19 protein-coding genes are annotated in these 26721 nt (G+C 71.5%); 11 read left to right on the top strand and 8 right to left on the bottom strand.

Annotated elements, in window-relative coordinates; genetic code table 11:
- The first annotated feature begins 35 nt into the window (after nucleotides 1-35).
- Genes AFM16_RS13025 through nirD form a run of 3 tightly spaced genes read left to right on the top strand, consistent with a single transcriptional unit; the run spans nucleotide 36 to nucleotide 4209 of the window.
- Nucleotides 36-1265: an NAD(P)/FAD-dependent oxidoreductase gene (locus AFM16_RS13025; RefSeq protein ID WP_078633406.1), complete on the top strand. Its 1230-nt coding sequence runs from the start codon at nucleotides 36-38 to the stop codon at nucleotides 1263-1265.
- A complete protein-coding gene (gene nirB / locus AFM16_RS13030; protein WP_030796275.1) occupies nucleotides 1265-3862 on the top strand; it encodes a nitrite reductase large subunit NirB in 2598 nt (865 codons plus the stop codon). The genes AFM16_RS13025 and nirB overlap by 1 nt, the downstream gene beginning before the upstream one ends.
- Nucleotides 3859-4209: a nitrite reductase small subunit NirD gene (gene nirD / locus AFM16_RS13035; protein ID WP_030796277.1), complete on the top strand. Its 351-nt coding sequence runs from the start codon at nucleotides 3859-3861 to the stop codon at nucleotides 4207-4209. Before nirB ends, nirD begins: the two co-directional genes overlap by 4 nt.
- Here the strand turns inward: nirD and AFM16_RS13040 are convergent.
- Together AFM16_RS13040 and AFM16_RS13045 are read right to left on the bottom strand one after the other, a co-directional pair.
- A complete protein-coding gene (locus tag AFM16_RS13040; protein ID WP_078633407.1) occupies nucleotides 4124-5644 on the bottom strand; it encodes a sensor histidine kinase in 1521 nt (506 codons plus the stop codon). The genes nirD and AFM16_RS13040 overlap by 86 nt on opposite strands.
- A complete protein-coding gene (locus AFM16_RS13045; RefSeq protein ID WP_078633408.1) occupies nucleotides 5641-6588 on the bottom strand; it encodes a response regulator transcription factor in 948 nt (315 codons plus the stop codon). Before AFM16_RS13045 ends, AFM16_RS13040 begins: the two co-directional genes overlap by 4 nt.
- Before the next feature lie 252 nt (nucleotides 6589-6840).
- Between AFM16_RS13045 and AFM16_RS13050 the strand changes: the two genes are divergently transcribed.
- From AFM16_RS13050 to AFM16_RS13065, 4 genes are all read left to right on the top strand, one after another.
- On the top strand, nucleotides 6841-7446 hold the full coding sequence (locus tag AFM16_RS13050) for a carbonic anhydrase (RefSeq protein WP_030779048.1): 606 nt from the start codon (nucleotides 6841-6843) through the stop codon (nucleotides 7444-7446).
- Nucleotides 7447-7709: 263 nt separating this feature from the next.
- Nucleotides 7710-9566: a SulP family inorganic anion transporter gene (locus AFM16_RS13055; protein WP_245177969.1), complete on the top strand. Its 1857-nt coding sequence runs from the start codon at nucleotides 7710-7712 to the stop codon at nucleotides 9564-9566.
- 173 nt (nucleotides 9567-9739) lie between these two features.
- A complete protein-coding gene (locus AFM16_RS13060; protein WP_078633409.1) occupies nucleotides 9740-10897 on the top strand; it encodes an alkaline phosphatase PhoX in 1158 nt (385 codons plus the stop codon).
- Between the two features lie 133 nt (nucleotides 10898-11030).
- The gene (locus AFM16_RS13065) at nucleotides 11031-11528 is read left to right on the top strand and encodes an excalibur calcium-binding domain-containing protein (RefSeq protein ID WP_078633410.1); all 498 of its coding nucleotides are present in this window, start codon (nucleotides 11031-11033) and stop codon (nucleotides 11526-11528) included.
- Between the two features lie 15 nt (nucleotides 11529-11543).
- Here the strand turns inward: AFM16_RS13065 and AFM16_RS13070 are convergent, their stop codons facing one another.
- On the bottom strand, nucleotides 11544-12014 hold the full coding sequence (locus AFM16_RS13070; protein WP_078636926.1) for an HIT family protein: 471 nt from the start codon (nucleotides 12012-12014) through the stop codon (nucleotides 11544-11546).
- A 41-nt stretch (nucleotides 12015-12055) separates the two neighbouring features.
- Here AFM16_RS13070 and AFM16_RS13075 point away from each other — a divergent pair, with 41 nt between their 5' ends.
- A complete protein-coding gene (locus AFM16_RS13075; protein WP_179123271.1) occupies nucleotides 12056-12718 on the top strand; it encodes an HAD family hydrolase in 663 nt (220 codons plus the stop codon).
- A 75-nt stretch (nucleotides 12719-12793) separates the two neighbouring features.
- Here the strand turns inward: AFM16_RS13075 and AFM16_RS13080 are convergent, their stop codons facing one another.
- The 5 genes from AFM16_RS13080 to AFM16_RS13100 form a co-directional block, all read right to left on the bottom strand.
- Entirely contained in the window at nucleotides 12794-15091 is a 2298-nt protein-coding gene (locus tag AFM16_RS13080) for an FtsX-like permease family protein (RefSeq protein ID WP_078633412.1), read from the bottom strand.
- On the bottom strand, nucleotides 15088-15756 hold the full coding sequence (locus AFM16_RS13085) for an ABC transporter ATP-binding protein (protein ID WP_245177686.1): 669 nt from the start codon (nucleotides 15754-15756) through the stop codon (nucleotides 15088-15090). The genes AFM16_RS13080 and AFM16_RS13085 overlap by 4 nt, the downstream gene beginning before the upstream one ends.
- An 81-nt stretch (nucleotides 15757-15837) precedes the next feature.
- Nucleotides 15838-16266, bottom strand: a complete 429-nt coding sequence (locus AFM16_RS39975; RefSeq protein ID WP_245177687.1) for a hypothetical protein — start codon at nucleotides 16264-16266, stop codon at nucleotides 15838-15840.
- Between the two features lie 386 nt (nucleotides 16267-16652).
- On the bottom strand, nucleotides 16653-19400 hold the full coding sequence (gene ppdK, locus AFM16_RS13095) for a pyruvate, phosphate dikinase (RefSeq protein WP_030779072.1): 2748 nt from the start codon (nucleotides 19398-19400) through the stop codon (nucleotides 16653-16655).
- A 443-nt stretch (nucleotides 19401-19843) separates the two neighbouring features.
- Nucleotides 19844-21049: an ROK family protein gene (locus tag AFM16_RS13100; protein ID WP_078633414.1), complete on the bottom strand. Its 1206-nt coding sequence runs from the start codon at nucleotides 21047-21049 to the stop codon at nucleotides 19844-19846.
- A 120-nt stretch (nucleotides 21050-21169) separates the two neighbouring features.
- Between AFM16_RS13100 and AFM16_RS13105 the strand changes: the two genes are divergently transcribed.
- From AFM16_RS13105 to AFM16_RS13115, 3 genes are all read left to right on the top strand, one after another.
- Nucleotides 21170-22627 carry an amylo-alpha-1,6-glucosidase gene (locus AFM16_RS13105; RefSeq protein WP_078633415.1) on the top strand — a complete coding sequence of 486 codons (1458 nt, stop codon included), beginning with the start codon at nucleotides 21170-21172 and terminating at the stop codon, nucleotides 22625-22627.
- Nucleotides 22624-24564: an amylo-alpha-1,6-glucosidase gene (locus AFM16_RS13110; protein WP_078633416.1), complete on the top strand. Its 1941-nt coding sequence runs from the start codon at nucleotides 22624-22626 to the stop codon at nucleotides 24562-24564. Before AFM16_RS13105 ends, AFM16_RS13110 begins: the two co-directional genes overlap by 4 nt.
- A 142-nt stretch (nucleotides 24565-24706) precedes the next feature.
- Nucleotides 24707-26707, top strand: coding sequence for a CDP-alcohol phosphatidyltransferase (locus AFM16_RS13115; protein WP_078633417.1), 2001 nt, complete (start codon nucleotides 24707-24709; stop codon nucleotides 26705-26707).
- The last annotated feature ends 14 nt before the right edge of the window (nucleotides 26708-26721 follow it).

Genomic DNA, 26721 nt, shown 5'->3' on the forward strand with positions numbered 1-26721 from the left:
CCACCGGGTAACGTCCACCCCGCACGCTCCTGGACATGACCTCGAATTCGCGTGTGGTGGTGCTCGGCGCCGGCCTCGCGGGCGTACGACTCGCCCGCCGGCTCGGCGAGCTGGGCGTGCCCGCGCTGCTCGTCGGCGACGAGGAGCACCGCCCGTACAACCGGGTCCTGCTCGCCGAGGTGCTGGCCGGCCGGTACGCCCCCGAGGTGATCGCGCTGCCCCTGCCTGCCGCCGGACCGCTGCGCGCCCGGGTCACCGGGATCCACCGCGACCGGCGGGCCCTGGTCTGCGCCGACGGCTCGGAGATCGCATACGACACGCTGGTCCTGGCCACCGGCTCCAACCCGGTGCTGCCGCCGCTGCGCGGTCTGTTCACCCCCGACCACGTGCTGCCCGAGGGCGTCCACGCCTTCCGCACCATGGACGACTGCCTGGGCCTGTCCAAGGCCGTACGGCCCGGGGTGCGGGCCGTGGTCATCGGCGGCGGGCTGCTCGGGGTCTCCGCGGCCCGGGCGCTCGCCCTGCGCGGGGCACAGGTCGTCCTCGCCCAGCAGGCCGAGCGGCTCATGGAGCGCCAGCTCGACCCGGCCGCCTCGCGGCTGGTGCGCCGGCACCTCACCGGCCTCGGCGTCGAGGTCCACACCGAGTGCCGGGTGCGGGACGTGCGCTGCGCGGGCGGCGCGGTCCGCTCGGTGGAGATGGCCGACGGCTACGCCCTCGACGCCGACCTGGTGGTCCTGGCCTGCGGGGTCTCACCCCGCGCCGGACTCGCCAAGGCCGCCGGGCTCGCCGTGCACAAGGGCGTCCTGGTCGACGACGAACTGCGCACCTCCGACCCGCGCATCCGGGCGATCGGCGACTGCGCCCAGCACGCCGGGACCGTGTACGGACTGGCCACACCGGCCCTCGAACAGGCCGATGTGCTCGCCGAGTCGCTCGCGGGGGACGCGAACGCCCGCTACACCGGCACCCGTTCGCTCACCCGGCTCACCCTCACCGGGCACGGGCCCTTCGACAACCCCTTCGACCTCGCCGCGTTCGGCGAGACGGAACCCCTCCCGGGTGACGACGTCGTCCAGCTCGCCGACGCCACCCGCGGCACCTACCGCAAGGTCGTCGTCCGCGACGACCGCCTGGTCGGCGGGGTTCTCGTCGGCGAACTCGGCACCGTCGGCGCGCTCGCCCGCGCCTGGGAGGGAGCAGAGCCGCTCCCCTCCGACGGCGGCCCCCTGCTCCACCTGCTCACCAACGACGGAGGCTCCTGATGACCGCCACCCCGGGGCCCACCCCCACGATCGTGCTCGTCGGCCACGGCATGGTCGGCCAGCGCTTCCTCGAAGCGCTCGCCGAGCGCGGCCTGACCGCCACCCACCGCGTGGTCGTGCTGTGCGAGGAGCCGCGCCCCGCCTACGACCGGGTCGCGCTGACCTCGTACTTCTCGGGGAAGACCGCCGAGGACCTCTCCCTGACCGACCTGGAGTTCATCCGCGAGCACGGCATCGAACTCCGCGTCGGGGACCCGGCATTGTCCGTGGACCGCGCGGCGCGCACGGTGACCGCGCGCTCCGGGCTCGTCGTCGGCTACGACGTCCTCGTCCTGGCCACCGGCTCGTACCCGTTCGTGCCGCCGGTGCCGAACAAGGACGCCGAGGGCTGCTTCGTCTACCGCACGATCGACGACCTCCTCGCCATCGAGGAGTATGCGCGGACCCGGGCCACCACCGGTGCCGTGGTCGGCGGCGGACTCCTCGGCCTGGAGGCGGCGGGCGCCCTCAAGGGGCTCGGACTGACCGCCCACATCGTGGAGTTCGCGCCCCGGCTGATGCCCGTCCAGGTCGACGACGGCGGCGGCGCCGCACTGCTGCGGACCATCGAGGAGATGGGCCTGAGCGTCCACACCGGGGTCGGCACCCAGGAGATCGTCACCGACGAGGCCGGCGCGGTCACCGGCATGAAGCTGTCCGACGGCTCCGAACTCGCCACGGACATGGTGGTGTTCAGCGCGGGTGTCCGCCCCCGCGACCAACTGGCCCGCGACTGCGGCCTCACGGTGGGCGAGCGCGGCGGCATCACGGTCGACGAGCGCTGCCGGACGGTCTCCGACCCGCACGTCTTCGCGATCGGCGAGTGCGCGCTGGCCGCGGACGGCCGGGTGTACGGCCTGGTGGCCCCCGGCTACGAGCAGGCCGAGACGGCGGCCGCCACCATCGCCGCCGACGAGGCGTCCTTCACGGGCGCCGACCTCTCCACCAAGCTGAAGCTGCTCGGCGTGGACGTGGCCTCCTTCGGCGACGCGCACGGCACCACCGAGGACTGCCTCGACGTCGTCTACTCCGACTCCCGCTCCGGCCTGTACAAGAAGCTGGTCATCGGCCGCGACGGCACCCTGCTCGGCGGCATCCTGGTCGGCGACGCCGACGCGTACGGCACCCTGCGCGCCCTGACCGGCTCGGTCCCGCCGATCGCGCCCGAGTCGCTGGTGCTGCCGGCCGGTGCGAGCGGCGGGGCGCAGCTCGGCCCGTCCGCGCTGCCCGACGAAGCGATCATCTGCTCCTGCCACAACGTGTCCAAGGGCGCGATCCGCGGCGCGGTGACCGAGCACTCCTGCACCACCGTGCCCGAGGTCAAGAAGTGCACCAAGGCCGGTACGGGGTGCGGCAGTTGCGTCAAGGTGCTGGGCCAGCTCGTCACCGCCGAGCTGGAGGCGAGCGGCGTCGAGGTCGACAAGGGCCTGTGCGGCTGCTTCGGCCAGACCCGCGAGGAGCTGTACGAGATCGTCCTCGCCCTGCGCGTCAACACCTACCAGGACCTCCTGGACCGCTACGGCCGCGAGGACGCCCGGGGCGGCGACGGCTGCGACGTCTGCAAGCCGGCCGTCGCCTCGATCATCGCCTCCCTGGCCCCGACGATCGGCGCCAGCGGCTATGTCCTGGACGGCGAGCAGGCGGCCCTCCAGGAGACCAACGACCACTTCCTCGCCAACCTCCAGAAGAACGGCTCCTATTCGGTCGTCCCGCGGATCCCCGGCGGCGAGATCACCCCCGAGGGCCTCATCGTGATCGGTGAGATCGCCCGCGACTTCGGGCTCTACACGAAGATCACCGGCGGTCAGCGGATCGACATGTTCGGCGCGCGCGTCGAACAACTCCCGCTGATCTGGACCCGGTTGGTGGACGCCGGCTTCGAGTCCGGCCACGCCTACGGAAAGTCGCTGCGCACGGTGAAGTCCTGCGTGGGCCAGACCTGGTGCCGCTACGGCGTCCAGGACTCGGTCCGGATGGCGATCGACCTGGAGCTGCGCTACCGGGGACTGCGCTCGCCGCACAAGCTCAAGTCCGCGGTGTCGGGCTGCGCCCGGGAGTGCGCCGAGGCCCAGTCGAAGGACTTCGGCGTGATCGCCACCTCCAACGGCTGGAACCTCTACGTCGGCGGCAACGGCGGCGCGACCCCGCGCCACGCGGACCTGCTGGCGCAGGACCTGTCCGACGCCGAACTGGTGCGTCTGATCGACCGGTTCCTGATGTTCTACATCCGCACCGCCGACCGCCTGGAGCGCACCTCGACCTGGCTGGACCGGATCCCCGGCGGCCTCGACCATGTCCGCGACGTGGTGGTGGAGGACTCCCTCGGCATCTGCGAGGAGCTGGAGTCCCTGATGAAGGACCACGTGGCGCACTACGCCGACGAATGGGCGACCACCATCAACGACCCAGAGAAGCTCGCCCGGTTCGTGTCCTTCGTGAACGCGCCGGACACCCCCGACCCGGTCGTCGGCTTCGTCCCGGAGCGCGACCAGATCAAGCCCGACCTGCCGCTGCTGTCCATCGGCCACCGTCCCCTGGAAGGGAGCGCCCAGCGATGACCCTGGCACCCGAGACCACCGACCTGAAGATCCAGCTCCGGCTGGACGAGGACTGGTTGACCATCTGCGACCTGACCTCGCTCACCCCGGGCCGCGGCGTGGCCGCCCTGCTGCCGGACGGCCGCCAGGCCGCCCTGTTCCGCGACCGCGCCGGCGACCTCTACGCCGTCGACAACCGCGACCCGTTCGGCGGCGCGGCGGTCCTCTCCCGGGGCCTCACCGGCACCCACCGGGGCCGCCCCTTCGTCGCCTCGCCGCTCCTCAAGCAGCGCTTCGATCTCGTGAGCGGGGTCTGCCTGGACGACGAGTCGGTACGCATCGCCACGTATGAGGTGCGGGTGGCCTGACGGGCGGGGCGGGGTGCCGGGGGCCGGCCGTCGGGAGGGTGACCACCGCGTCCAGGCCGCCGGTCGGCGCCCCCCGCAGCAGGGCCTCCCCGCCGCTCGCGTGGGCCAGCCGCTGGACCAGGGCCAGGCCCAGTCCGGTACCGCCCTTGGGGGCGTCCGGGGCACGCCAGAAGCGGTCGAAGGCGCGGCGGCGCTGCTCCTCGCTCATCCCGGGGCCCTCGTCGACGACATGCAGCTCGACCCGGCCGGGCCCGGACGCGCGATGCGGGAAACGGCGTTCGTGCGCGGGGTACGGGCGGGGCGCGATGGTGACCGTGGTTCCCGGGGGCGACACCCGCAGGGCGTTGGAGAGCAGGTTGTCGAGGATCTGCTCCACGGCGCCCGGCAGCGCCATCACCTCGCCCTCGGCGTCCCCGGCCAGGACGAGCCACACCCCGTGCCGCTCGAACAACGGGCTCCAGGCGTGGTGGCGTTCGGCGCACACCTGCCCCAGGTCGACCCGCTCGCGTTCGGCGGCGCTCTCGTCCAGCCGTGCCATCGCCAGCAGCCCCTCGACCATCCGGGCCAGCCGGTCGGTCTCGGTGAGCGCGGCGGCGAGCGAACCCCGCCCGCGCTCGGCGATGTCGTTCTCCAGGTTCTCCAGACGCAGCCGCAGCGCCGCGAGCGGTGTCTTCAACTGGTGGGACGCCTCACCGGCGAAGGCCCGCTGGGAGGAGAGGAGATGTTCCAGCCGGGCGGCGGTGCGGTTGAACGTCGCCGCCAGACTGCGCACTTCGGGCGGACCCTTGGTGATCGCCACCGGTACGGCGGTGCCGCCCACCGCCAACTCCTTCGTCGCGTGCTCCAGTTCACGGATCGGGCGACCGGTCCAGCGGGCGATCACGAAGCCGAGCGCGGCGACCGCGGCCAGCGCCGCGAGACCACCGAGCGCCAGCAACAGCCAGACGTGGTGCACCCGTTCGGACACCATCCGGGTCGGCACCGTGATCCGGACCGCCCCCTGCCCCTCGGCGCCGTGCCGCACCGGGGTGGCCACCGCGAGGTACTCCACCCCGCCGATGGTGGAGGTACGGACGTCCTCGGTGGCGGTGCCGCGCAGGGCGGCGGCGATGCCCGGCCAGGAGGCGAGGCTGTCCTCCTCCCGCTCGGTGAGCGGATGCGAGGTCGCCAACAGCGCGCCGGAGCCGTCCACGATCAGCACCTTGCCGCCGATGCGCGCGGCGCAGTGCGCGGCCCGTTCCGGCAGGTCCTGCGCGGCCCGCCCCGCCGCGATCGACAGCGCGGCGTACGCCGACACCGACTCCGCCTCGTCCTTCGCCGCGTTGATCACCCGCTCGCGCTCGCCGCGCGAGTAGAGGAACCCGAGCGGGAACTCCAGACAGACCAGCAGCAGCGCGGCGAGGGTGAGATAGCTGAGCAGCAGACGACGGGTCACCGGTGGGCCGCCGGCTCGTAGGGGTAGGGGTACGGGTGTTCGTCGTACGCGAAGGAGTGGTGGGCCGGGGGGTACGGCGGAGGCGGCGGGGACGGAGACGAGGGTGGGGACGGAGACGGGGGCGGGGGCGGGGGCGGCGCGGGAGCGCCCGGCGACGCGGTGTGCACCGCCAGTCGGAAGCCGACGCCGCGCAGGGTCTGGATCCAGGCCGGGTTGCCCAACTTCCGCCGCAGGGTGGCCACATGGACGTCGAGCGTCTTGGTCGGGCCCTGGAAGTGCGGGTCCCACACCCGGTCGAGTATCTGCTGCCGCGAGTAGACCGCCCCCGGGTCCTCGGCGAGCAGCGCGAGCAGCTCGAACTCCTTGGGCGTCAGGGTCACGGCCGCGTCCCCGACCCACACGTGGCGGGTTCGGCGGTCGACGACGAGGGGGCCGGGGGCGGCGGCGGTGGTCGGGGCCGGCTCGGGCGGGTGGGGCGAGTTGGGCGGCTCGGGCGGGTGGGGCGCGGGCTGGGGCGAGTGGCTCGCCGTCCGGGGCGGGCCGGGCGCCGGCTCCTGCTCGCCTCCGAACTCCCTCTCGCTGAACCCGCGTTGGGTCCGTCGGGTGACCGCGCGCACCCGGGCCACCAGCTCACGCATGCTGAACGGCTTCGCCAGATAGTCGTCGGCGCCCAGTTCGAGGCCGAGCACACGGTCGGCCTCCTCCCCCCGCGCGCTGAGGATGATGATGGGGACGTCGGAGGTCCGCCGGATCCCCCGGCAGACGTCGATGCCGTCCAGATCGGGCAACCCCAGGTCGAGCAGTACGACATCGCCGTACGGCCCCCTCAGTCCCTCGTGGCCGGTGCGGACGTGGTGCACCGTGAGCCCGAAGTGGCCGAGGCCCTCGACGAGCGGTTCGGCGATCGTCTGATCGTCCTCGATGAGCAGGACTCGTACGCCCATGCTTTCCCGTCTCTCCCGTGTCCCGTAAACCGAATTCGCGTGCTCCATGGACTCGTCACGCTACAAGAATGGTCATCAGAACACCGTACGGAAGTCATGCGATGTGAGCAGAAGCTCAGCGCCGATCAAAAAATGTCCCTTTCTTGTCGGCCGTTTAGTGTTCCTCTAACCTTCGCCTGGCAATGGCTCCTCTACGGTGATGAAGGACTGGTCGAATCCCCTGACACACCAGCCCTGACCTGGGAGGACTGCATGAAAGCCCTGCTGGATCGCGCCCGCTCGTTCAAACGACGGGTCGACTTCGAAAGCGGCGAATATCAGCGGCTGGCCGAAGGCCAATATCCCGAGGCATTGTTCATCACCTGCTCGGACTCCCGGGTGATTCCAGCCCTGATAACGGGCGCGCGACCCGGCGAGATATTCGAGCTGCGCAACGCGGGAAACATCGTTCCACCGCACGGCGGCCAGGGCGCCTCGGGCGAGGCCGCCACCATCGAGTACGCGCTGGAGGTGCTCGGCGTTCAGGACATCGTGGTGTGCGGCCACTCCCACTGCGGCGCGATGGGCGCCCTCAAGTCCGGCGACGACCTGTCCGCCCTGCCCGGGGTGGACGCGTGGCTGCAACTGGCCCGCCCCCGGCTGGCACCCGTACTGGACGGGGACGTGGCGGATCCGCGCCTCCCGGACGTCTCCCAGCTCAATGTCGTCAACCAGTTGGCCGCGCTGCGGAGTTACCCGTCCGCGCGGCGCCGGCTGGACACGGGACGGCTGCGGCTGCACGGCTGGTACTACGAGGTGGACACCGGCCGGGTGCAGGAGCTGGACGAGGACGGCCTGTTCCGGGTGCACGCGGCATGAGCGGGACGCATGCGCGGCACGCGCGGGGGCGGGGTGGAGCGGGGGGTCCCGGTGGTCCGGGTCCGGGTTCCGGTCCGGGTTCGAGCCCGGGTCCGGGGCGTACGTTCCGGGAGGCGGGTGGGCTGCCGTTCCCGCCGCGGCCGACGGACGCGCCGACGGTGAGCGATCCGCCGAGGGCGTCGGAGGGGTACGCGACGCGTGGCTGGGACGACATGGACGCGATGGATGCCATGGAGGTCATGGAGGTCATGGACGTCAGCGACATGGCGTCCTCACCGCCGCCTTCGTCCCGCGCGCCCAAGACGGTCCCCAAGGGCGACCTGGCCACCGAGATCACCGCGTCCCTCGTCGTCTTCCTGGTCGCCCTCCCCCTGTGCATCGGGGTGGCCGTCGCCTCCGGTGTCCCCGCCGAACTGGGCATCATCTCGGGTGTCATCGGCGGTCTGGTGGTGGGCGCCGCCCGGGGCAGCACGCTCCAGGTGAGCGGCCCGGCCGCCGGTCTCGCCGCGCTGGTCGCGGAGACCGTGCTGGAGTACGGCGTGGCCATGCTCGGGGTGATCGTGCTCTTCTCGGGCCTGCTCCAGATCGTCCTCGGCCTGGTGCGCCTGGGCCGGTTCTTCCAGGCGATCTCCCTGGCCGTCGTCCAGGGCATGCTGGCCGGGATCGGGCTGCCGCTGATGTTCAGCCAGGCGTACCCGGCGATGGACGCGAAGGCGCCCGGCACCCCGCTGGAGAACATGGCCGGTGTCCCCGGGCTGCTCGCGGACACGTTCGCCGACCCGCAGGCGCTGATCGCGGCCGGCCTCGGCACCGTCACGGTCGTCCTGAGCTTCCTGTGGAAGAAGGTGCCGGGCCCTGTCCGCAAGGTCCCGGCCGCGCTGGTCGCCGTCGGCATCGGCATCGCGGTCGCCGCGCTCCCGGGCGTCGAGGTGAAGACGCTCCAGGTGGGCAATCTGCTCGCCAGCGTCGACATGCCGGGGCCGGCGCAGTTCGCGGGGCTCGCGGACGTCGGCATCATCACGGCGATCCTCACCTTCACGGTGATCGCCTCCGCGGAGTCGCTGTTCACGGCGGCCGCGGTGGACCGTATGCACGACGGACCGCGCACCCGCTACAACCCCGAGCTGATCGCCCAGGGCGCCGGCAACACGATCGCGGGTCTGCTCGGCGCGCTGCCCATCACGGCGGTGGTGGCCCGTAGTTCGGCGAACGTCCAGGCGGGCGCGAAGACCCGGCTCTCCCGCACCCTGCACGGCCTGTGGCTGCTGGCCTTCGCCCTGCTCCTCCCCCAGGTCCTCGCCCTGATCCCGATCTCGGTCCTCGCGGGCGTGCTCGTGCACAGCGGCTGGAAGCTGTTCGCACCGGAGGAGTTCCCGAAGATGTGGCGGCAGGACCGGGGCGAGTTCGCGGTCATGACGCTGACGACGCTGGTCATCGTGGCGACCGCCCTGCTGGAGGGCGTGCTGTTCGGACTGGCGGCGGGCATCGTGCTGGCCGCGGTGCGGATGTCGCAGACCGTGATCCGGCAGCACGTCGAAGAGGACACGGCGAAGGTCGTCATGGCGGGCAACGCGACCTTCCTGCGGCTGCCGCAGGTCATCGAGGCCCTGGAGGCGGCCGCCGAGGCGGGCAAGCCGCGCATCCGGCTCGACCTCACCGGGGTGACCCACCTCGACCACGCCTGCCGCAGCCAGGTGGAGGAGTTCACCGCCCAGCAGCGCGGCAAGGGCCTACGGGTGGAGCTTCTGATGCCGGGACCGGCGAAACGGCTGCCGACGGAGGCGGACCGGGAACCGGAGAGCGTCCCGGACGAGGCTTCCGCCCGAGCCGCAGCGCGGCTCGACCCGCTGCCCCGCCGACCGGTGTCCGTACCCGCATCGGCATCGGCATCGACATCCGCGGGAGCCCCCGGCCCCACGGCGGAGTGGTTCTACCTGGACACCACCCCGATGCCGGAGGACTTCGCGCAGCGGTACGCGGAGGAGTACGCGCAGGACTACGGGTCCGTCTACGGGTCGGACTACGGGCCCGGCTACGGGTCCGTCTACGGGTCGGACCAGGGGCGGTCGTACGGGGAGGGCGAGGGCACCCCGGGCCCGAGCTACGACTACTTCCGCTGATCCTTCTCGGGGGGGGGCGGCTCCACCGCCGGTCACACACCGCCAGTCACACACCGCGCATCTCCCGGTCACGGCCCGTCCATGGCCCCGCCACCCGGCACTTCTAGCGTTCGGCAGCGCACGACCCCGGCGCCGACCGTCGCCGGGCCGTTCACACACCCTCGGGAGTGAGCGTGGAACGTCGTACCTTCCTGCGCACGGCCGCGATCGGCGGCTCCGCGGCCGTCCTCGGCGGCACCCTCTGGCGCGGCGCCGCGTACGCCGCCCCGGCCCAGCCGGGCACCGGCCCGTACGGGGCCCTCGGTTCACCGAACGCCAACGGCATCCGGCTGCCCGCGGGCTTCAGCAGCCGGGTCGTCGCCCGTTCCGGCCAGACGGTGTCGGGGACGTCGTACACCTGGCACAACGCCCCGGACGGCGGCGCCTGTTACGCGGACGGCACGGGCTGGATCTACGTCTCCAACTCGGAGATCAACCCGTCGGGCGGGGCGAGCGCGGTGCGGTTCTCGGCGGCGGGCGCGATCACGGGGGCGTACCGCATCCTCTCCTCCACCCGGCAGAACTGCGCGGGCGGCAAAACCCCGTGGAACACCTGGCTGTCGTGCGAGGAGGTGGACCGCGGCTATGTCTACGAGACGGATCCCTGGGGTGTGCAGGCCGCCGTCCGCCGGGACGCGCTGGGCCGTTTCAAGCACGAGGCGGCGGCCGCCGACCCGGTCCGCAAGGTGATCTACCTGACGGAGGACGAGACGAACGGCTGCTTCTACCGCTTCCGGCCCACGACTTGGGGCAATCTGTCCTCCGGCACGCTGGAGGTACTGGTCGCCGGCAGCGGCACGAGCGGCCCGGTCACCTGGGCGACGGTCCCCGACCCGACCGGCGCCACCGCGACCCGCAACCAGGTGTCCGGCGCGAAGCGCTTCAACGGCGGCGAGGGCTGCCACTACGCCGACAACACCTGCTGGTTCACGACGAAGGGCGACAACCGCGTCTGGCAGTACAACGCGGCCGCCCAGACCATCGAACTCGCCTACGACGACTCGCTGGTGACCGGCGGCGCGGCCCCGCTGACCGGCGTCGACAACGTCACGGGCTCGTCCTCCGGCGACCTGTTCGTGGCCGAGGACGGCGGCAACATGGAGATCTGCATCATCACTCCGAACGACGTGGTAGCCCCCTTCCTGCGCATCGACGGCCAGTCGTCCTCGGAGATCACGGGCCCGGCCTTCTCCCCCGACGGCACGCGGCTGTACTTCTCCAGTCAGCGGGGGACCAGCGGGAGTTCGTCGGGCGGGATCACGTACGAGGTGACGGGCCCGTTCCGCGCGTAGCGCCTGAGACGGTGGAGGCGGTGGAGGCGGTGGAGGCGGTGGAGGCGGTGGTCACAGAATGAACACATCTCCTCCACATCTCCGAAAGCCCCCATAACGTCGTCCTCCTCGCATCGACACCTCAGGGGACGACATGAGCAACCCGTACGCCACCACTCCTCCCCCCGCTCCGGGCCCGGCCGCTCCCCGCTGGGCCCGGAAGCGGTACGTCCTGCCCGCCCTGGCGCTGGCCCTCTTCATCGGCGTCGGCATAGGCGGCGACGGCGAGAACACCACCGAACCGGCCGCGGCGAAGCCCCGCCCGACGGTGACGGTCACCGCGACGGAAACGGAGACCGCCCCACCGCCCACCCCGGAACCGGCGACGACGGTGACGGCGACGGAAACGGTCCGCGTGACGAAGACGGTGACGGCGAAGCCGGCAGCTCGCTCGGACACGAGCGGCTCAGGCGGCTCAGGCGGCTCAAGCAGCTCCGGCGGCTCAGGCAGCTCGGGCGGCTCGGGCGGCGGCTCCGCCTATTACGCGAACTGCTCGGCGGCGAGGGCGGCAGGCGCGGCCCCGCTGCACGCGGGCGACCCCGGCTACGGCCGCCACCTCGACCGCGACGGAGACGGCACGGCCTGCGAGTAACTCCCGAAGCAACTCTCAGGTCAGCCGGTCGAGTTCCTCCCCGATGGCGGCGCGCAGCACGTCGTGCCGCGGCCCGAGGGCGAACTCCGGATCACTCCACCGCTCGGGCGGATACAGCCACACCGGCCGCCCCACGAGATCCTCGGGCTCCCAGTCGAACCGCGGCCACACGTGCGCGTGCAGAAACGGATCGGTGTTCCCGAGGATCTCCAGATTGACCCGCCGAAACCCCGACTCGACCCGCCGACAGGCCCGCTCGACGGCCTCCCCCAGCCGATCCATGTCCCCCAGAAACCCCAACCGCTTCCCCCGCGACAACTCGGACAGCCGCCCCACCCCAGGCTCATCCACCAACAGGACGGAATACCCGGGCAAAAACTGCACGTCCCCCATCACAGCAAACCCGTCCCCCAACCGCCGCACCACAGCAGGATTCTCCCCCCGCAGAGCACTCCCGATCCGATCTCTCCGCCACGCATCACTCATGCCCCGGACCCTACCGACGCGCACCCGGTTACGCTGCGACCATGATTCGTGCAGTGGTTTTCGACGTCGGCGAGTGCCTCGTGGACGAGACGCGCGAATACGGCGCCTGGGCCGACTGGCTCGGCGTACCGCGTCACACGTTCGCGGCCATGTTCGGCGCGGTCATCGCCCAGGGACGGGACTACCGCGAGACGTTCCAGGAGTTCCGGCCGGGCTTCGACCTGTACCCGGAGCGCGAGCGGCGGGCGGAGGCCGGTAAGCCGGAGACCTTCGGGGAGTCCGACCTGTACCCCGACGTACGCGACACCTTCGCGGCGCTGCGGGCGGACGGTCTGTGGCTCGGCATCGCCGGCAACCAGACCGTCCGCGCCGGGTCGATCCTCCGCGAACTCTTCTCGAAGGAAGTGGACTTGATCGCCACCTCCGACGACTGGGGCGCCAGCAAACCCGACCCACTCTTCTTCGAGCGCGTCGCCGAGGCCAGCCCGTTCGCCCACGACGAGATCCTCTACGTCGGCGACCGCATCGACAACGACCTCCGACCGGCCGTCGCCGCCGGCATGCACACCGCGCTGATCCGCCGTGGCCCCTGGGCAACGATCCAATGGCAAACCGAGGAAGCCGAGAAGCTCCCCACCTTCCGAGTGGAGAGCCTCCTCGAACTACCTTCTCTGATCAGGGACTTCAACGAACGATCGCGCTGACGTCCGATCCCCACCGACGCACCTGCCTGACCCCGGATCAGAGCCAGCGGCGATCTCCGCCCCGCCCCCCAACCATCAGTCCCGACGGATCAACTCCGGGTCGATACGCCGCCCGACCAACGGCAGGGATCCGAGGGTGGCGATCACCACCACGCCCAGGGCACACGCAAGCAGCAATGGAATCCCGGCGCCGTCCCAGAAGATCGCCCCGCCTCCGGTCACCAGGTAGCTGGACTCGGCCAGTTTCCCGGTCGTCACGGCGAGCACGAGCCCGAGGGCCAGCGGCAGGACGACCTGAGCGACCTGGACGGCCCGCAGGGTCCGGGGCTTGGCCCCGAGCAGCGCCAACGCGGTGACCTGCGGCCGGCGTTCCACGGCCCGGTCGGTGGCGGCGACGAGGTAGGCGGCGACCCCGATGACGAGCCCGAGCACCATGCCCACGGCGAGGAGCGTCTTGATGACGGTGATCTGCTCAAGAGCCGCGGCGTCGACACCGTTCGTGTCGACCTCGATCGTGGGGTCGACATCTGCGATGCCGGCGAGCACGGAGACCACGGTCTCGGGGTCGGAGCGGCTCATGAGGGCCAAGGTGGCATCGTCTTGGGGGCGATAGCCGACGGGCAAAGATGACGGCGGGATCAGAACCGCGCCACTGCCGGCCAACTGCGTCAGCGAGTCATCCTGGTACTGAATGATCCGACGTGGCATCCGAACCACAACGGTTTCGAGCTCCCCTGCGGAGTTCTGCAGGTGCAGGGGGAATCGGCTGCCGGTTTCACCGATCTCCGCACCCGCGCGGTCCGGAACGCTCAGCCGCGCAAGTTGTCCATCGACGCAGTTCTCAACGGACGACGCCATCTTCCGCAACTGCCCGCACGTGGCGACCACGACCTCGGTGCTCGGCCGGAAGACCTCGCTCTCCGGGTCGGTCCACGATCGCGTCAGCACAGCGTGCCCCAGAACCCCCGGCACCTCGGTCATGGCCCGCTCGTCCTCCTGGGGAACGGCACGCAGGGACATCGTGTAGAGCTGGACCGGCGCATTGTTCTTGGACACCTGGTCCAGTTCGATGAGTACTCCCTGGGTGAGGGAGGCGGCGAAGACCAGCAGCACCAGCCCGGTCGCCACACGCACAGCCCCGCCCGGTTCCACCTCGTTGCGGCGCATGGCCAGGCGCAGCGGCAGCGATCCGGTGGTGCGGGCCACGTTCCGGGCCAAGAACCGGGAAAGCAGCGGAAGCGACAGCACCAGCCCCGTGCCGACCAGTACGACCGCCAGTGGCATCAGGATCGAGGAAAGCGCTGTGTCCGTCGGGACGTTACCGGTGGCGCCCGCCACGCAGTACCCGATGACGATGGTCAGCCCCGGCACCAGCGGCAACAGCCCCCACAGCCGGGGCGGCTCCTCCATGGCGCTACGTCGTACGGCCAACGGGTTGGCGGCGGCCTTCCTCGCCCCGATCCGGCCGACGAACCAGGCCAGCGTCGGACAGCCCACCAGGCAGACGAGAAGCGGGTATCCGGACAGCGAGCCGTCGGCCGGGTACCACTTGAATCCGGGCAGTCCCGTGCGCGAGACCAACTGATTGACGACCCAGTAGGCGCCTAGGCCCAGCGCGGAGCCCAGGACGGCGGCGGCCACGGTCTCGGCCGCGTTGACCCGCTGTGTGCCCTTCCTGCTCAGCCCGAGCAGGCGCAGCGCGGCCAACCGCCTCATCCGGGAAGCGGCGGAGAGCCGAGCGCAGACGGAGAGGAAGACGGCCAGGGGAAGCAGCACGACGCCGGCCAGGGTGAAGCGCAGGATGTCGAGGGTGGAGGGCTCCACCGTGGGGTAGCGCGCGGATCTCCCGCCGAAGGCGGACAGATGCCCGCCGTCCCTCAGCTCCTCACGGCTTCCGCCGATGTAGGCGTACAGCTCGTCGGGGTGCGCCAGCCCCTGGGCCGAGATGAGCCCCTCTTCCTTGCCCGGCAGGAGACGGGCCAGGTCCCGATCGAGTGCGCTGAGCGTGTGCAGCCGAGGGGACACATAGACCTCACGTGGGCCGGGCAGCCGGTCCAGGCCAGGGGGCGGGTCGATCGGCGTATTTCCCTCGGCGACGAAGATCCGGGTCAGGGCCTCGGAGCCGTAGGGATCCACTCGTAGAAGCGCACGCCCCTCGCCGGAGGTCGAGAGACAGGCGCCGCGGCCGTTCGAGCAGTCGGGCTCACGAGCGGCTTTGCGAGCATCCTGGGCGGCCAGAATGCCGGGAATCGCCAGGACGACGGCCAGACAGCACACCCCGATCGCACTGCCCGCCGTCATGAGCAGGAAACGCACCCGGTTGCCCCGCCCGCTGCCCAGCAACAGCCGCAGGCCGAGCAGGAGTTCCCTCATGACGCCTCCCGCACCTGAGCGGTGAGGATCCCGTCGCGCATCGTGTAGCGATGGTCCGCCTGGGCTGCCACCTGTGCGTCATGGGTGACAAGGACCACCGCGGTTCCTTGCGATCGCGCCAGGAGGAGAAACTCCTCGAGCACGGCGGTGGCATTTCCGCTGTCGAGCGAGCCGGTCGGCTCGTCGGCGAACACCACGGCGGGCTTGTGCACCAACGCCCTTGCGACCGCCACACGTTGACTCTGGCCGCCCGACACCTGCGAGGGGCGCCGCTCGCGCAGATCCGCCAGGCCGAGCCGACCGAGAATGTCACCGGCCGCCGCCAGCGCCTCGGGCTTGCGTCGGCCGGCCAGCCAGAGCGGCAGCGCCGTGTTCTCCTCGACGGTCAGCTCGGGCAGCAACTCGCCGTACTGGAACACGAAGCCGAACCGCTCACGACGGAGCGTGCTGAGTTCGTCGTCACCGAGCGCGCCAAGTGCGCGGCCCTCGAAGCAGACCTCGCCACGCGCAACCGGCAGCACGCCTGCCAGACAGTAGAGCAACGAGGACTTGCCGGACCCGCTCTGGCCGGTGATCGCCGCGACCTCTCCTCGCCGCAGGGAGATCTCCGCGTCCCGGACGGCCGGGGTGTCGCCGTAGAAGAGATCGACTCCCTTGGCGGACAAGACTTCTGACGTACTGATCTTGTTCCCCTATCAAGAGCACGAGCCCAGGCGCACGCACCTGGGCTCAGAGCACGGACGATCTCAGGCGTGGTCCCAGTCGTACGACAGGATCTGGAGCGGCGCGCAGTTGTCGGGACGCAGGCTGCCCCGGTCGCGGCACACCCGGAGCCGCGCGTCCCCCGTGTAGCGTTGCGCTCCGTCCCAGTTGGACTTGTGCAGCAGGACGGAACGCCCCTGCTTGCCGTAGTAGCGAACCCAGTTGTGCCCTTCGATCTTTACGTCGACATAGACGTTGTGCCGGTCGTCGGGCAACGCGTCCTTGAGGAGTCCTTGCCACTCGAACGCCCCGTGGTTGACCCCAGGACGGTTGAACCGGTAGCTGGCGTCCGTGAACTCGACTCCACGGGAGAGGAGATCGGGAATCTTCGCCTTCTGCGGCGAAGCAAACGCCGCCACCGCCGCCCCGAACACCAGACTGAGCGCGGCCACGCCGAGCACTACCCTCTTCATGCCAAACCTCCGCGATGCACCAGCGGCTCCCACAGCCACCGAGTCATCACGGACTGTAACGGCACCAAAACAGAGAGAAACGATCTGCCTGCCCCATCACCACCACATCAGGCGATCGACTTCCAGCCACCCCCGCCGAAAACCACAAGGCCCGAAACGCACAGAGGGCGACACCCCCGCACAGGGTGTCGCCCTCGTCTTGCGTGCCGGAGCCGTCGGCGATCGGTGAGGGTCGGGGACCGGCGGCGGCTCCGGGTCAAGGGGGTGGGGACCGACAGGCTCCCGCCCGTTCTCAGGGATCAAGGGGGCGGGAAGCAGCAGGGTCCCGCCCGTTCTCCGGGTCAAGGGGGCGGGGACCGACAAGGTCCCGCCCGTTCACGGGCAGGTCAGCGGTGGTCGCTGCCCTGGGACTGGGTCGCCGCCCGGCCCGCTTCGAGGCGGGCGACCGGGATGCGGAACGGGGAGCAGGAGACGTAGTCGAGGCCGACCTCGTGGAAGAAGTGGACGGACTCCGGGTCGCCGCCGTGCTCGCCGCAGACGCCGAGCTTCAAGTCGGGGCGGGTCTCGCGCCCCGCCTTCGCCGCCGCGGCGACGAGGGAGCCGACGCCGTCCTTGTCGATGGTCTCGAAGGGGGAGACGCCGAAGATGCCCTTCTCCAGGTAGGCGGTGAAGAAGGAGGCTTCCACGTCGTCCCGGCTGAAGCCCCACACCGTCTGGGTGAGGTCGTTCGTGCCGAAGGAGAAGAACTCCGCCGCCTCCGCGATCTGACCGGCGGTCAGCGCGGCGCGCGGGAGTTCGATCATCGTGCCGATCGACAGCTTCAGGGCCACGCCCGTCGCCGCCTCGACCTCGGCGATGACCTCGTCGGCCTCGTCGCGCACGATCTCCAGCTCCTGGACCGTGCCGACGAGCGGGATCATGATCTCCGCGCGCGGGTCGCCCTTGGCGTTCTTGCGCTCGGCGGCCGCCTCGGCGATCGCGCGGACCTGCATGGTGAACAGGCCGGGGATGACCAGGCCGAGGCGTACGCCGCGCAGGCCGAGCATCGGGTTCTGCTCATGGAGGCGGTGCACCGCCTGGAGGAGGCGCAGGTCGTTCTCGTTGGAGTCCTTGCGGGCCTCCGCCAGCGCCACGCGGACCGACAGTTCGGTGATGTCCGGGAGGAACTCGTGCAGCGGCGGGTCGAGGAGACGGATCGTGACCGGGAGGCCGTCCATCGCCTCGAACAGCTCGACGAAGTCCTTCTTCTGGAGCGGCAGGAGCTGCTTGAGGGACTCCTCGCGCTCGGTCTCCGTGTCCGCCAGGATCAGGCGCTCCACCAGCTCGCGCCGGTCGCCGAGGAACATGTGCTCGGTGCGGCACAGGCCGATGCCCTGGGCGCCGAAGCGACGGGCGCGCAGCGCGTCCTCGGCGTTGTCGGCGTTGGCGCGCACCCGCAGGCGGCGCTTGCGGTCGGCGAACGCCATGATGCGGTGGACGGCCTCGACCAGTTCGTCGGCGTCGTCCGCGCCGGCGTGCATCCGGCCCTCGAAGTACTCCACGACGGGGGACGGGACGACCGGGACCTCGCCCAGGTAGACCTTGCCGGAGGAGCCGTCGATCGAGATGACGTCGCCCTCCTCCACCACATGGCCGCCCGGCACCGTCATCCGGCGGCGCTTGGTGTCGACCTCCAGCTCCTCGGCGCCGCACACACAGGTCTTGCCCATGCCGCGCGCCACGACGGCCGCGTGGGAGGTCTTGCCGCCGCGGGAGGTCAGGATGCCCTCGGCCGCGATCATGCCGTCGAGGTCGTCGGGGTTGGTCTCCCGGCGGACCAGGATGACCTTCTCGCCCGAGCGGGACCACTTGACGGCGGTGTACGAGTCGAAGACCGCCTTGCCGACCGCCGCGCCCGGCGACGCCGCGATGCCCCGGCCGACCTTCTCCACCTTCGCGTCCTCGTCGAAGCGGGGGAACATGAGCTGCGCGAGCTGGGCGCCGGTGACGCGCTGGAGCGCCTCGGTCTCGTCGATCAGGCCCTGGTCGACGAGCTGGGTGGCGATACGGAAGGCCGCGCCCGCGGTCCGCTTGCCGACCCGGGTCTGGAGCATCCAGAGCTGGCCGCGCTCGATGGTGAACTCGATGTCGCAGAGGTCCTTGTAGTGGTTCTCCAGCGTCTCCATGATCTGGAGGAGCTGGTCGTAGGACTTCTTGTCGATCTTCTCCAGCTCGGCGAGCGGGACGGTGTTGCGGATGCCGGCGACGACGTCCTCGCCCTGGGCGTTCTGGAGGTAGTCGCCGTAGACGCCCTGGTGGCCGGAGGCGGGGTCGCGGGTGAAGGCGACGCCGGTGCCGGAGTCGGGGCCGAGGTTGCCGAAGACCATCGAGCAGACGTTGACGGCGGTGCCGAGGTCGTGCGGGATGCGCTCCTGGCGGCGGTAGAGCTTGGCGCGGTCGCCGTTCCAGGAGTCGAAGACGGCCTTGACGGCGAGGTCCATCTGCTCGCGCGGGTCCTGCGGGAAGTCCCGGCCGGCCTCGGTCTTGACGATCCTCTTGAAGCGGGTGACCAGCTTCTTGAGGTCGGCGGCCTCCAGCTCGGTGTCGACGGTGACCTTCTTGGCGGTCTTCGCGGCTTCGAGGGCGTCCTCGAAGAGTTCGCCGTCGACGCCGAGGACGGTCTTGCCGAACATCTGGATGAGACGGCGGTAGGAGTCCCAGGCGAAGCGGTCGTCGCCGGCCTGGACGGCCAGGCCCTGGACCGACTTGTCGGAGAGGCCGATGTTGAGGACGGTGTCCATCATGCCGGGCATGGAGAACTTGGCGCCCGAGCGGACGGAGACCAGCAGCGGGTCGTCGGCCTGGCCGAGCTTCTTGCCCATGCGCCGCTCCAGCGCGTCGAGGTGCGCACTCACCTCGTCACGCAGTGCCGCCGGCTCCTCGCCGCTGTCGAGGTAGACCTTGCAGGCCTCGGTGGTGATCGTGAATCCCGGAGGGACGGGAAGGCCCAGGTTGGTCATCTCGGCGAGGTTGGCGCCCTTGCCACCGAGGAGGTCCTTGAGGTCCTTGTTGCCCTCGGTGAAGTCGTAAACGAACTTCACGCCCTCAACGCTCGTGGCCGGCTCGGCTACCTGGAGATCTTTGTTTTCCGACACGGGTCTCGACTCCTCGAGGACGCGGTGGCTGCCCTGACGGCGAGGAACATACCCAGATCGAAGGCACCTGGGTACGTCCACTTACGCGTCATGCGCCTGTAACCAGTCGTCCGCCACCGGATCGAAAGTCAAAGCTTGGCAAGCGCAGGGCCGCTGATGTTTTCACTTCTTGAAGACACAGACCGTCAAACCGCCCCCAGGCTGCTCACATGAGCAGACCAAGGGTACATCTGAGTTCGATCGATGAACGATCAAGGGGTGGCACTCAGTGCCACCCCTTGATGTTGTGCAGTCGCTCATGATCCGCTCATCTGAGCACAGCACCCCTCAGGGGTGGCGAGAATCACGCTTCAGCGAGGGCCGCGATGTCACCATGCGGACGGGTCCCGAGACAGGTCACAGCACGTCTCTCCGGAGGAAACGCGCCTGCCACACAGGGTCCCTCAGACCCCCAGGGCCAGCAACCGCTCCTCCACCCGCTCCGGCGCGTACAGGTGCTCCACCACCAGCGCGCCCGCGCCCACCAGTCCGGCCCGCTCCCCCAGCGTGGACGTCACCACGTCCAGCCGGGCCGTGGAGCGCGGCAGCGCCCGCTGGTAGAGCAGTTCGCGCACACCGGTGAGGAAGGGGGTCCCGGCCAGGTCCCCGGCGATCATCAGCACCCCGGGGTTGAGCAGCGTGACGACCGTCGCCAGCACGTCCCCGACCAGCCGCCCGGCCTCGCGGGCCAGCGCGGCCGCCTCCGGGTGCCCCGAGGCGAGCAGGTCCCGTACGTCCGAGCCGGAGGCCGCCCGCACCCCGGCCTCGGCGAGCCTGCGGGCCACCGCGCCACCGCTGGCGACGGCGGCGAGACAGCCGTACGACCCGCAGCGGCAGAGCGACTCCGCGCCCTCGGGGATCCGGATGTGGCCGATGTCCCCGGCGCCGCCGTCGACACCCCGGAAGATCGAGCCGTCGACCACGACCCCGGCGCCGATGCCGGTGGAGACCTTGACCAGCACGAACGCCGAGCAGTCGCGGTGGCCGGTGCGCTGTTCGCCGTACGCCATGAGGTTGGCGTCGTTGTCGACCAGGACCGGGACCGTGCCCGGGCGGCCGGTGCGCTCGGCGAAGGCCCGCGCGAGCCGGCCGCGGATGTCGTAGCCGTCCCAGCCGGGCATGATCGGCGGCTGGACGACGAGGCCGGTCTCGCTGTCGACCGGGCCGGGGACGGCGAGGCCGATGCCGCAGACCTCCTCGGCGCCGTGGCCCGCCTTGACCAGCAGTTCGGCGAACCAGCCGCCCAGTTCGCCGAGCACGGTGTCCGGGCCGTCCTCGACGACCAGCGTGCCGGAGTGCTCGGCGAGGATCTCGCCGGTGAGCGTCAGGACGGCCGCGCGGGCGTGCCGGGTGTCCAGGTCGGCGGCGAGCACCACGGCGTGCGCGTCGTCGAACTCCAGCGTGATGGAGGGACGGCCGCCGAGCGGGGAGTCGACCGGGCCGCCGGCGCCCTCGCGCAGCCAGCCGGCGCGGAAGAGCCGCTCCAGGCGCTGTCCGACGGTCGCTCTGGACATGCCGGTCACCTGCTGGAGGGCACCGCGGGTCGTCGCGCGTCCCGTGCGGACCAGTTCGAGCAGATCTCCGGCGCTGGCCTGACCGCGTCCCGTCATGCGCACCCCCTTGTGTTTCTCAAGCTTGCATTACATATTGAGTTTTGCGTGTTAAATAGACGTAACCCTACGGTAGCCGCTGCCGAACCCAGCGGCTCTGTCGTCTTCGGGGAGCCCCGAGTGGATCGGACCACCCAGCTCATCGCCCGCCCGGCGGAGTGCACCGTCGTATACGACCCGGCGGCTCCGCCGGGGTCGCCGCACGTCAGGGCCCCGGGCGGCGACGCGCGGACCACCGGCCGGAGCGTCCTGCGCCGCGGGGCGGAGGAGGTGCTGGAGCGCAACTGGACCGGCACCTCCACGGTGCCCTCCCTGGGTCTGTACCCGCACCAGTGGTCCTGGGACTCCGCGTTCATCGCGATCGGGCTGCGGCACGTCTCGCCGCGCCGGGCCCAGACGGAACTGGAGACGCTGCTGGCCGCCCAGTGGGGCGACGGACGCGTCCCGCACATCGTGTTCAACCCCTCCGTACCGCTCGACGCGTACTTCCCGAGCCCCGATTTCTGGCGCTCCTCGACCGCGGGGCGCGCTGCGGGCGCCCCGCGCACCGTACAGACCTCCGGCATCGTGCAGCCACCGGTGCACGCGCTGGCGGCCTGGCTGGTGCACCGCGCCGACCCGGAGCTGTCCCGCGCGCGCGGCTTCCTCGCCCGGGTCTACCCGCGGCTGGCCGCCTGGCACCGCTATCTGCTGCACCGGCGGGACCTGGGCGGCGGCGGGCTGGTGTCGGTCGTCCACCCGTGGGAGCAGGGGATGGACAACGCGCCCGCGTGGGACGCCCCGCTCGCCCGGGTCACCCCGGCCCCGGCCCGCTCCTTCCGCCGCGCCGACCTCGACCACGGGGCGGCCGAGGACCGGCCGACGGACCTGGACTACGGGCGGTACGTGCGGCTCGCGGCCGGCTACCGGGACGGCGGGTACGCCGACGGCGGCGGGGAGTTCGCCGTCGAGGACCCCTCCTTCAACGCGCTGCTGATCGCCTCCGAGCACGCCCTCGCGCGGATCGCGCACGAGCTGGGGGCGCAGGCCACCGCCCGGCACGCGCGCGCGGAGCGGCTGACGGCCGCGCTGGTGGACCGGCTGTGGGACCCGGAGCGGGGTCTGTTCCTGTGCCGGGACGTGCGCGGCGGCACGCTCGTCGGGGAGCGGGGGGTCTCCGGGCTGGTCCCGCTGATCCTGCCCGGCCTGGCGCGCGAGGTGGTCTCCGCCGTCGTACGGACGCTGCGCGGCCCGCACTTCGGGCTCGGGACGACGACCCGGCTCGTGCCCAGTTACGACCTGCTCGGTGAGGCGTTCGACCCGCACCGCTACTGGCGCGGCCCGGCCTGGTTCAACACCGGCTGGCTGATCGAGCGCGGGCTGCGGCTGCACGGCCGGCCGGCCGAGGCGGACGCGCTGCGCGAGGCGGTGCTGGACACCGCGCTCACCTCGGACTTCGCCGAGTACGTCGATCCGTACACCGGCGAGGGCTGCGGCACCACGGGCTTCGGCTGGACGGCCGCGCTCACGCTCGACCTCCTGCACCAGGACAGCACAACCACCACCAGCACGGTTTTCAAGGGAGGGGACCGGGGATGACGGACCGGCATCATCTGCTCGTGCACGGCGGGACGTTCGCCGCCGTGGACGACCGCGGGGACATCAGCGGCGTACGGGGTACGGGCTCCTTCCCCGAGGGGCTGTTCGTACGGGACGCCCGCCACCTCAGCCGCTGGCAGCTCACGGTCGACGGCGCCGTACCGGAGACGCTCGCGCCGGTCGGGGACGGGGACACCGCGCGGTGCGTGCTCGTGCCGCGCGGCGGGCGCAACGAGCCGTCGGCCTGCACGGTCTTCCGTGAGCAGGCGGTCGGCGACAGCTCGTTCGTGGAGTCGCTGCGGGTGGTCGGCAACCGTCCGGCCGCGACGACGGTCCGGCTCGCGGTCACGGTCGACGCCGACTTCGCCGACCAGTTCGAGCTGCGCTCCGACCACCGTACGTACGCCAAGACGGGCGCGGTGCGCGGGCGCCAGGTGCTCGACGACGGCGTGGAGTTCTCCTACCGGCGCGGTGAGTGGACGTCCTGTACGACGGTGACGGCCGAGCCCGCCCCGGACGCCGTCGAGGAGACCGGGACCGGCGCCCGGCGGCTGGTCTGGAAGCTGGAGATCGAACCCCACGGCAGCGCCGAACTCGTCCTGCGCGTGATGGCCAGGCCGCACGGGGAGAAGCGGGCACTGCGGGTGCCGCGCTCCCCCGCGACAGTGGCCGAAAAGCTACTTGCGCAGGAGAACGAGTTCGTGGAAGGGGTGGCTTTTCCTACGGTGTGGCCCGAACTCGCGTCCGCATGTGTTCGAGGGCTCGCGGATCTGGCCGCGCTCCAGGTCCACGCGACGGGTCCGGACGGTGAGGAACTCCGGGTGCCGGCGGCCGGGGCACCCTGGTTCCTGACCCTGCTCGGCCGGGACGCCCTCCTCACCTCCCTCTTCGCCCTCCCCTACCGGCCCGGGCTCGCCGCCGCCACGCTCCCGGCGCTCGCCGCGACCCAGGCCACCGAGACCGGGCCGCGGGCGGTGTCCCAGCCCGGCAAGATCGTCCACGAGGTGCGGCACGGGGAGCTGGCCCACTTCGGGCAGGTGCCGTACGGCCGCTACTACGGCTCGGTGGACGCGACACCGCTGTTCCTGGTGCTGCTCGGGGCGTACGTCGAGCGGACCGGGGACTCGGGGACGGCCCGCCGACTGGAGTCCCACGCCCGCGCGGCCGTCGGCTGGATGCTCGACCACGGCGGGCTGACCTCGCGCGGGTACCTCGTCTACCGCGCCGACCAGGGCGGCCTCGCCAACCAGAACTGGAAGGACTCCCCCGGCGCCATCTGCTCCGCGGACGGCACCCGCGCCACCGGAGCGGTCGTGGCGGCGGGGGCCCAGGGGTACGCCTACGACGCGCTGCGCCGCACGGCGTGGCTGTCGCGCACGGTGTGGGACGACGAGACGTACGCCGCGCTGCTCGAACAGGCGGCGGCGGATCTGCGGGACCGGTTCCAGCGGGACTTCTGGATGCGGGACCGGTCCTTCCCGGCGCTCGCGCTGGACGGCGAGGGCCGCCAGGTCGACGCGCTGGCCTCCGACGCCGGGCATCTGCTGTGGTCGGGGCTGCTGGACAAGGAGTACGGGGAGGTCGTGGGCCGCAGACTCCTCGAACCGGACTTCTTCTCGGGGTGGGGGGTGCGCACGCTGGCCGCCGGGCAGCCGGCGTACCACCCGCTGTCGTACCACCGGGGTTCGGTCTGGCCGCACGACAACGCGCTGATCACGCTGGGGCTCGCGCGCTACGGCCTGCACGACGAGGCGCGTACGGTCGCCCACGCGATGGTCGACGCGGCGACGGCCACCGGGCACCGGCTGCCGGAGGTCCTCGCCGGCTACGGCCGCGACACCCACGCGGAGCCGGTGCCCTACCCGCACGCGTGCGTACGGGAGTCCCGGGCGGCGGCGGCACCGTTGGCGCTGCTCACGGCGGTGGGCGGGGCGTAGCGCCCCCTTTGCGCGGAGTTTGCCGAGGAGTGGGGCGGGGGGCTGAACACGGGCCGGGAGCAGGCCGTACGAAACTGAGGCGGATCCGACGACCGACGTCGGCCCCACCGAACCACCGGGCTTCGCACGGAAGGACCCTCGGGTGCCTGTCTCCACACGCTCTCCCTCACCCCACGCCCCTGAGCCGCTGGACCCCGCGAAGGGGACGCCGGATCCGGCGGGGGCGGAGGACGCCGTCGAGGTCGAGGAAGCCGACGGGGTGGTCGGGGAGGTGCCGACGGGGGCCGGTGAACCCGAGGGCGAGGCGCCTGTCGGCGAGGGGGACGCCGAGGGGAAAAAGGCGGAGTCCGCCTCGGAAACGGTGCCTGCGTCCGAGGCGTCCCCCGCGACGGCCGGCGAGGCTGTGGCCGAGGAGCCCGGGGACGAGTCGGCCGTCGGCCCGGCGGATGTCGATGCCGGTGGCGCCGAGGCCGAAGCCGGCGTGCCGCGCGGCTGGCGGGGGCGGTATCCGCGGGTTGCGCGAGGCGTGTGGTGGGGGGTGACCGTCCTGGCGCTCGTGCTGGTGGTCGGGGCGTTGTTGTTGCCCAATCGGATGGCCGCGCTTCAGATGAACCGGTTCACCCGGATACCCGGGGAGGCGATCATCGGGGCGGCCGTGCTGCTGGCCCTGCCGCGGCGGACGCGGATCGCGGTGGCCGCGGGGGCCGGGACGCTGCTCGGGGCGTTGACCGTGCTCAATCTGCTGGACATCGGGTTCTTGGAGTACCTGGGGCGGGACTTCAACCTGGTGCTCGACTGGGGGCTGTTGGACGACGCCCAGTCCTACCTCGCCGACTCGATGGGCGGGACCGTCGCGGCGCTCGCGGCGATCGGGGTCGTCCTGCTGGTCGTCCTGGTGCTGGGTCTGATGGCGCTGGCGACCGTCCGGCTGGGCAACATCCTCGCGCGCCACCCCCGCCGCTCGACCCAGGGGACGCTGATCGCGGGCACCGCGTGGATCGCCTGCTCCGTGCTCGGTCTCCAGTACGCCGGGATCCCGGTCGCCTCCGACCGCGTCGCGAACCGGGTCACCTCCGAGGTGCGGCAGGTGCGCGACACGCTGCGCGACGAGGCCGAGTTCGCGAAGGTCGCCCGCAGCGACACCTTCGGCAACACCCCGCCCGACCAGCTCGTGCCCGACCTGCGCGGCAAGGACATGATCTTCGCCTTCATCGAGAGCTACGGCCGCAGCGCCGTGGAGGACCCGATCATCGCCCCCGGCGTCGACGCCACCCTGGAGACCCGCACCGCCGCCCTCGCCAAGGCCGGCTTCCACGCCAAGAGCGGCTGGCTGACCTCGGCGACGTACGGCGGCAGCAGTTGGCTCGGGCACTCCACCACCCTGTCCGGCCTGTGGGTGGACAACCAGCAGCGCTACCGCACCGTGATGGCGAGCGACCACCTCTCCCTCACCAAGGCGTTCCAGAAGACCGGCGACTGGGACACGGTCGGCGTCATGCCCGGGGTGCAGAAGGCATGGCCGGAGGCGGAGTTCTACGGCCTCGACAAGGTCTACAACGCCTTCCAGATGGGCTACCAGGGACCGAAGTTCAGTTGGTCGACCATGCCGGACCAGTACGCGCTGGAGGCGTTCCAGAAGCTGGAGCACGGCAAGGAGCGCGACAAGCCGCTGATGTCGGAGATCATCCTGACCTCCAGCCACCAGCCGTGGGCGCCGATCCCGACGATGGTCGGCTGGGACGAACTCGGGGACGGCTCGGTCTTCGACGCCATCCAGGAGGCCGGCAAGAAGGCGCCGGACGTCATCGCCGACTCCACCAAGTCCCGTGAGGAGTACGGCAAGTCGGTGCAGTACTCGGTGACCGCGCTCACCGAGTGGCTGGAGCGCTACGGCACCGACGACACGGTCCTGGTCTTCCTCGGCGACCACCAGCCCATCTCCCGGGTCAGCGGCCAGAACGCCAGCCGGGACGTGCCGATCTCGATCGTCGCCAAGGACCCGAAGGTCCTCGACAAGATCGCCGGCTGGAACTGGACGGACGGGCTGAAGCCGGCCCACGACGCCCCGGTGTGGAAGATGAGTTCGTTCCGCGACCGCTTCCTGACGGCGTACGGCTCGACCCCGCACCCCACCACGGGCTGATCGACCGACCGGCC

Source organism: Streptomyces antibioticus, assembly GCF_002019855.1.
Taxonomy (GTDB): Bacteria; Actinomycetota; Actinomycetes; order Streptomycetales; family Streptomycetaceae; genus Streptomyces; species Streptomyces antibioticus_B.

Coding starts and splice junctions, on each gene's coding strand:
- AFM16_RS13025 (WP_078633406.1), top strand. CDS start 36: ATGACCTCGAATTCGCGTGTGGTGGTGCTCGGCGCCGGCCTCGCGGGC.
- nirB (WP_030796275.1), top strand. CDS start 1,265: ATGACCGCCACCCCGGGGCCCACCCCCACGATCGTGCTCGTCGGCCAC.
- nirD (WP_030796277.1), top strand. CDS start 3,859: ATGACCCTGGCACCCGAGACCACCGACCTGAAGATCCAGCTCCGGCTG.
- AFM16_RS13045 (WP_078633408.1), bottom strand. CDS start 6,588: ATGGGCGTACGAGTCCTGCTCATCGAGGACGATCAGACGATCGCCGAA.
- AFM16_RS13050 (WP_030779048.1), top strand. CDS start 6,841: ATGAAAGCCCTGCTGGATCGCGCCCGCTCGTTCAAACGACGGGTCGAC.
- AFM16_RS13055 (WP_245177969.1), top strand. CDS start 7,710: ATGGCGTCCTCACCGCCGCCTTCGTCCCGCGCGCCCAAGACGGTCCCC.
- AFM16_RS13065 (WP_078633410.1), top strand. CDS start 11,031: ATGAGCAACCCGTACGCCACCACTCCTCCCCCCGCTCCGGGCCCGGCC.
- AFM16_RS13070 (WP_078636926.1), bottom strand. CDS start 12,014: ATGAGTGATGCGTGGCGGAGAGATCGGATCGGGAGTGCTCTGCGGGGG.
- AFM16_RS13075 (WP_179123271.1), top strand. CDS start 12,056: ATGATTCGTGCAGTGGTTTTCGACGTCGGCGAGTGCCTCGTGGACGAG.
- AFM16_RS13080 (WP_078633412.1), bottom strand. CDS start 15,091: ATGAGGGAACTCCTGCTCGGCCTGCGGCTGTTGCTGGGCAGCGGGCGG.
- AFM16_RS39975 (WP_245177687.1), bottom strand. CDS start 16,266: ATGAAGAGGGTAGTGCTCGGCGTGGCCGCGCTCAGTCTGGTGTTCGGG.
- AFM16_RS13100 (WP_078633414.1), bottom strand. CDS start 21,049: ATGACGGGACGCGGTCAGGCCAGCGCCGGAGATCTGCTCGAACTGGTC.
- AFM16_RS13110 (WP_078633416.1), top strand. CDS start 22,624: ATGACGGACCGGCATCATCTGCTCGTGCACGGCGGGACGTTCGCCGCC.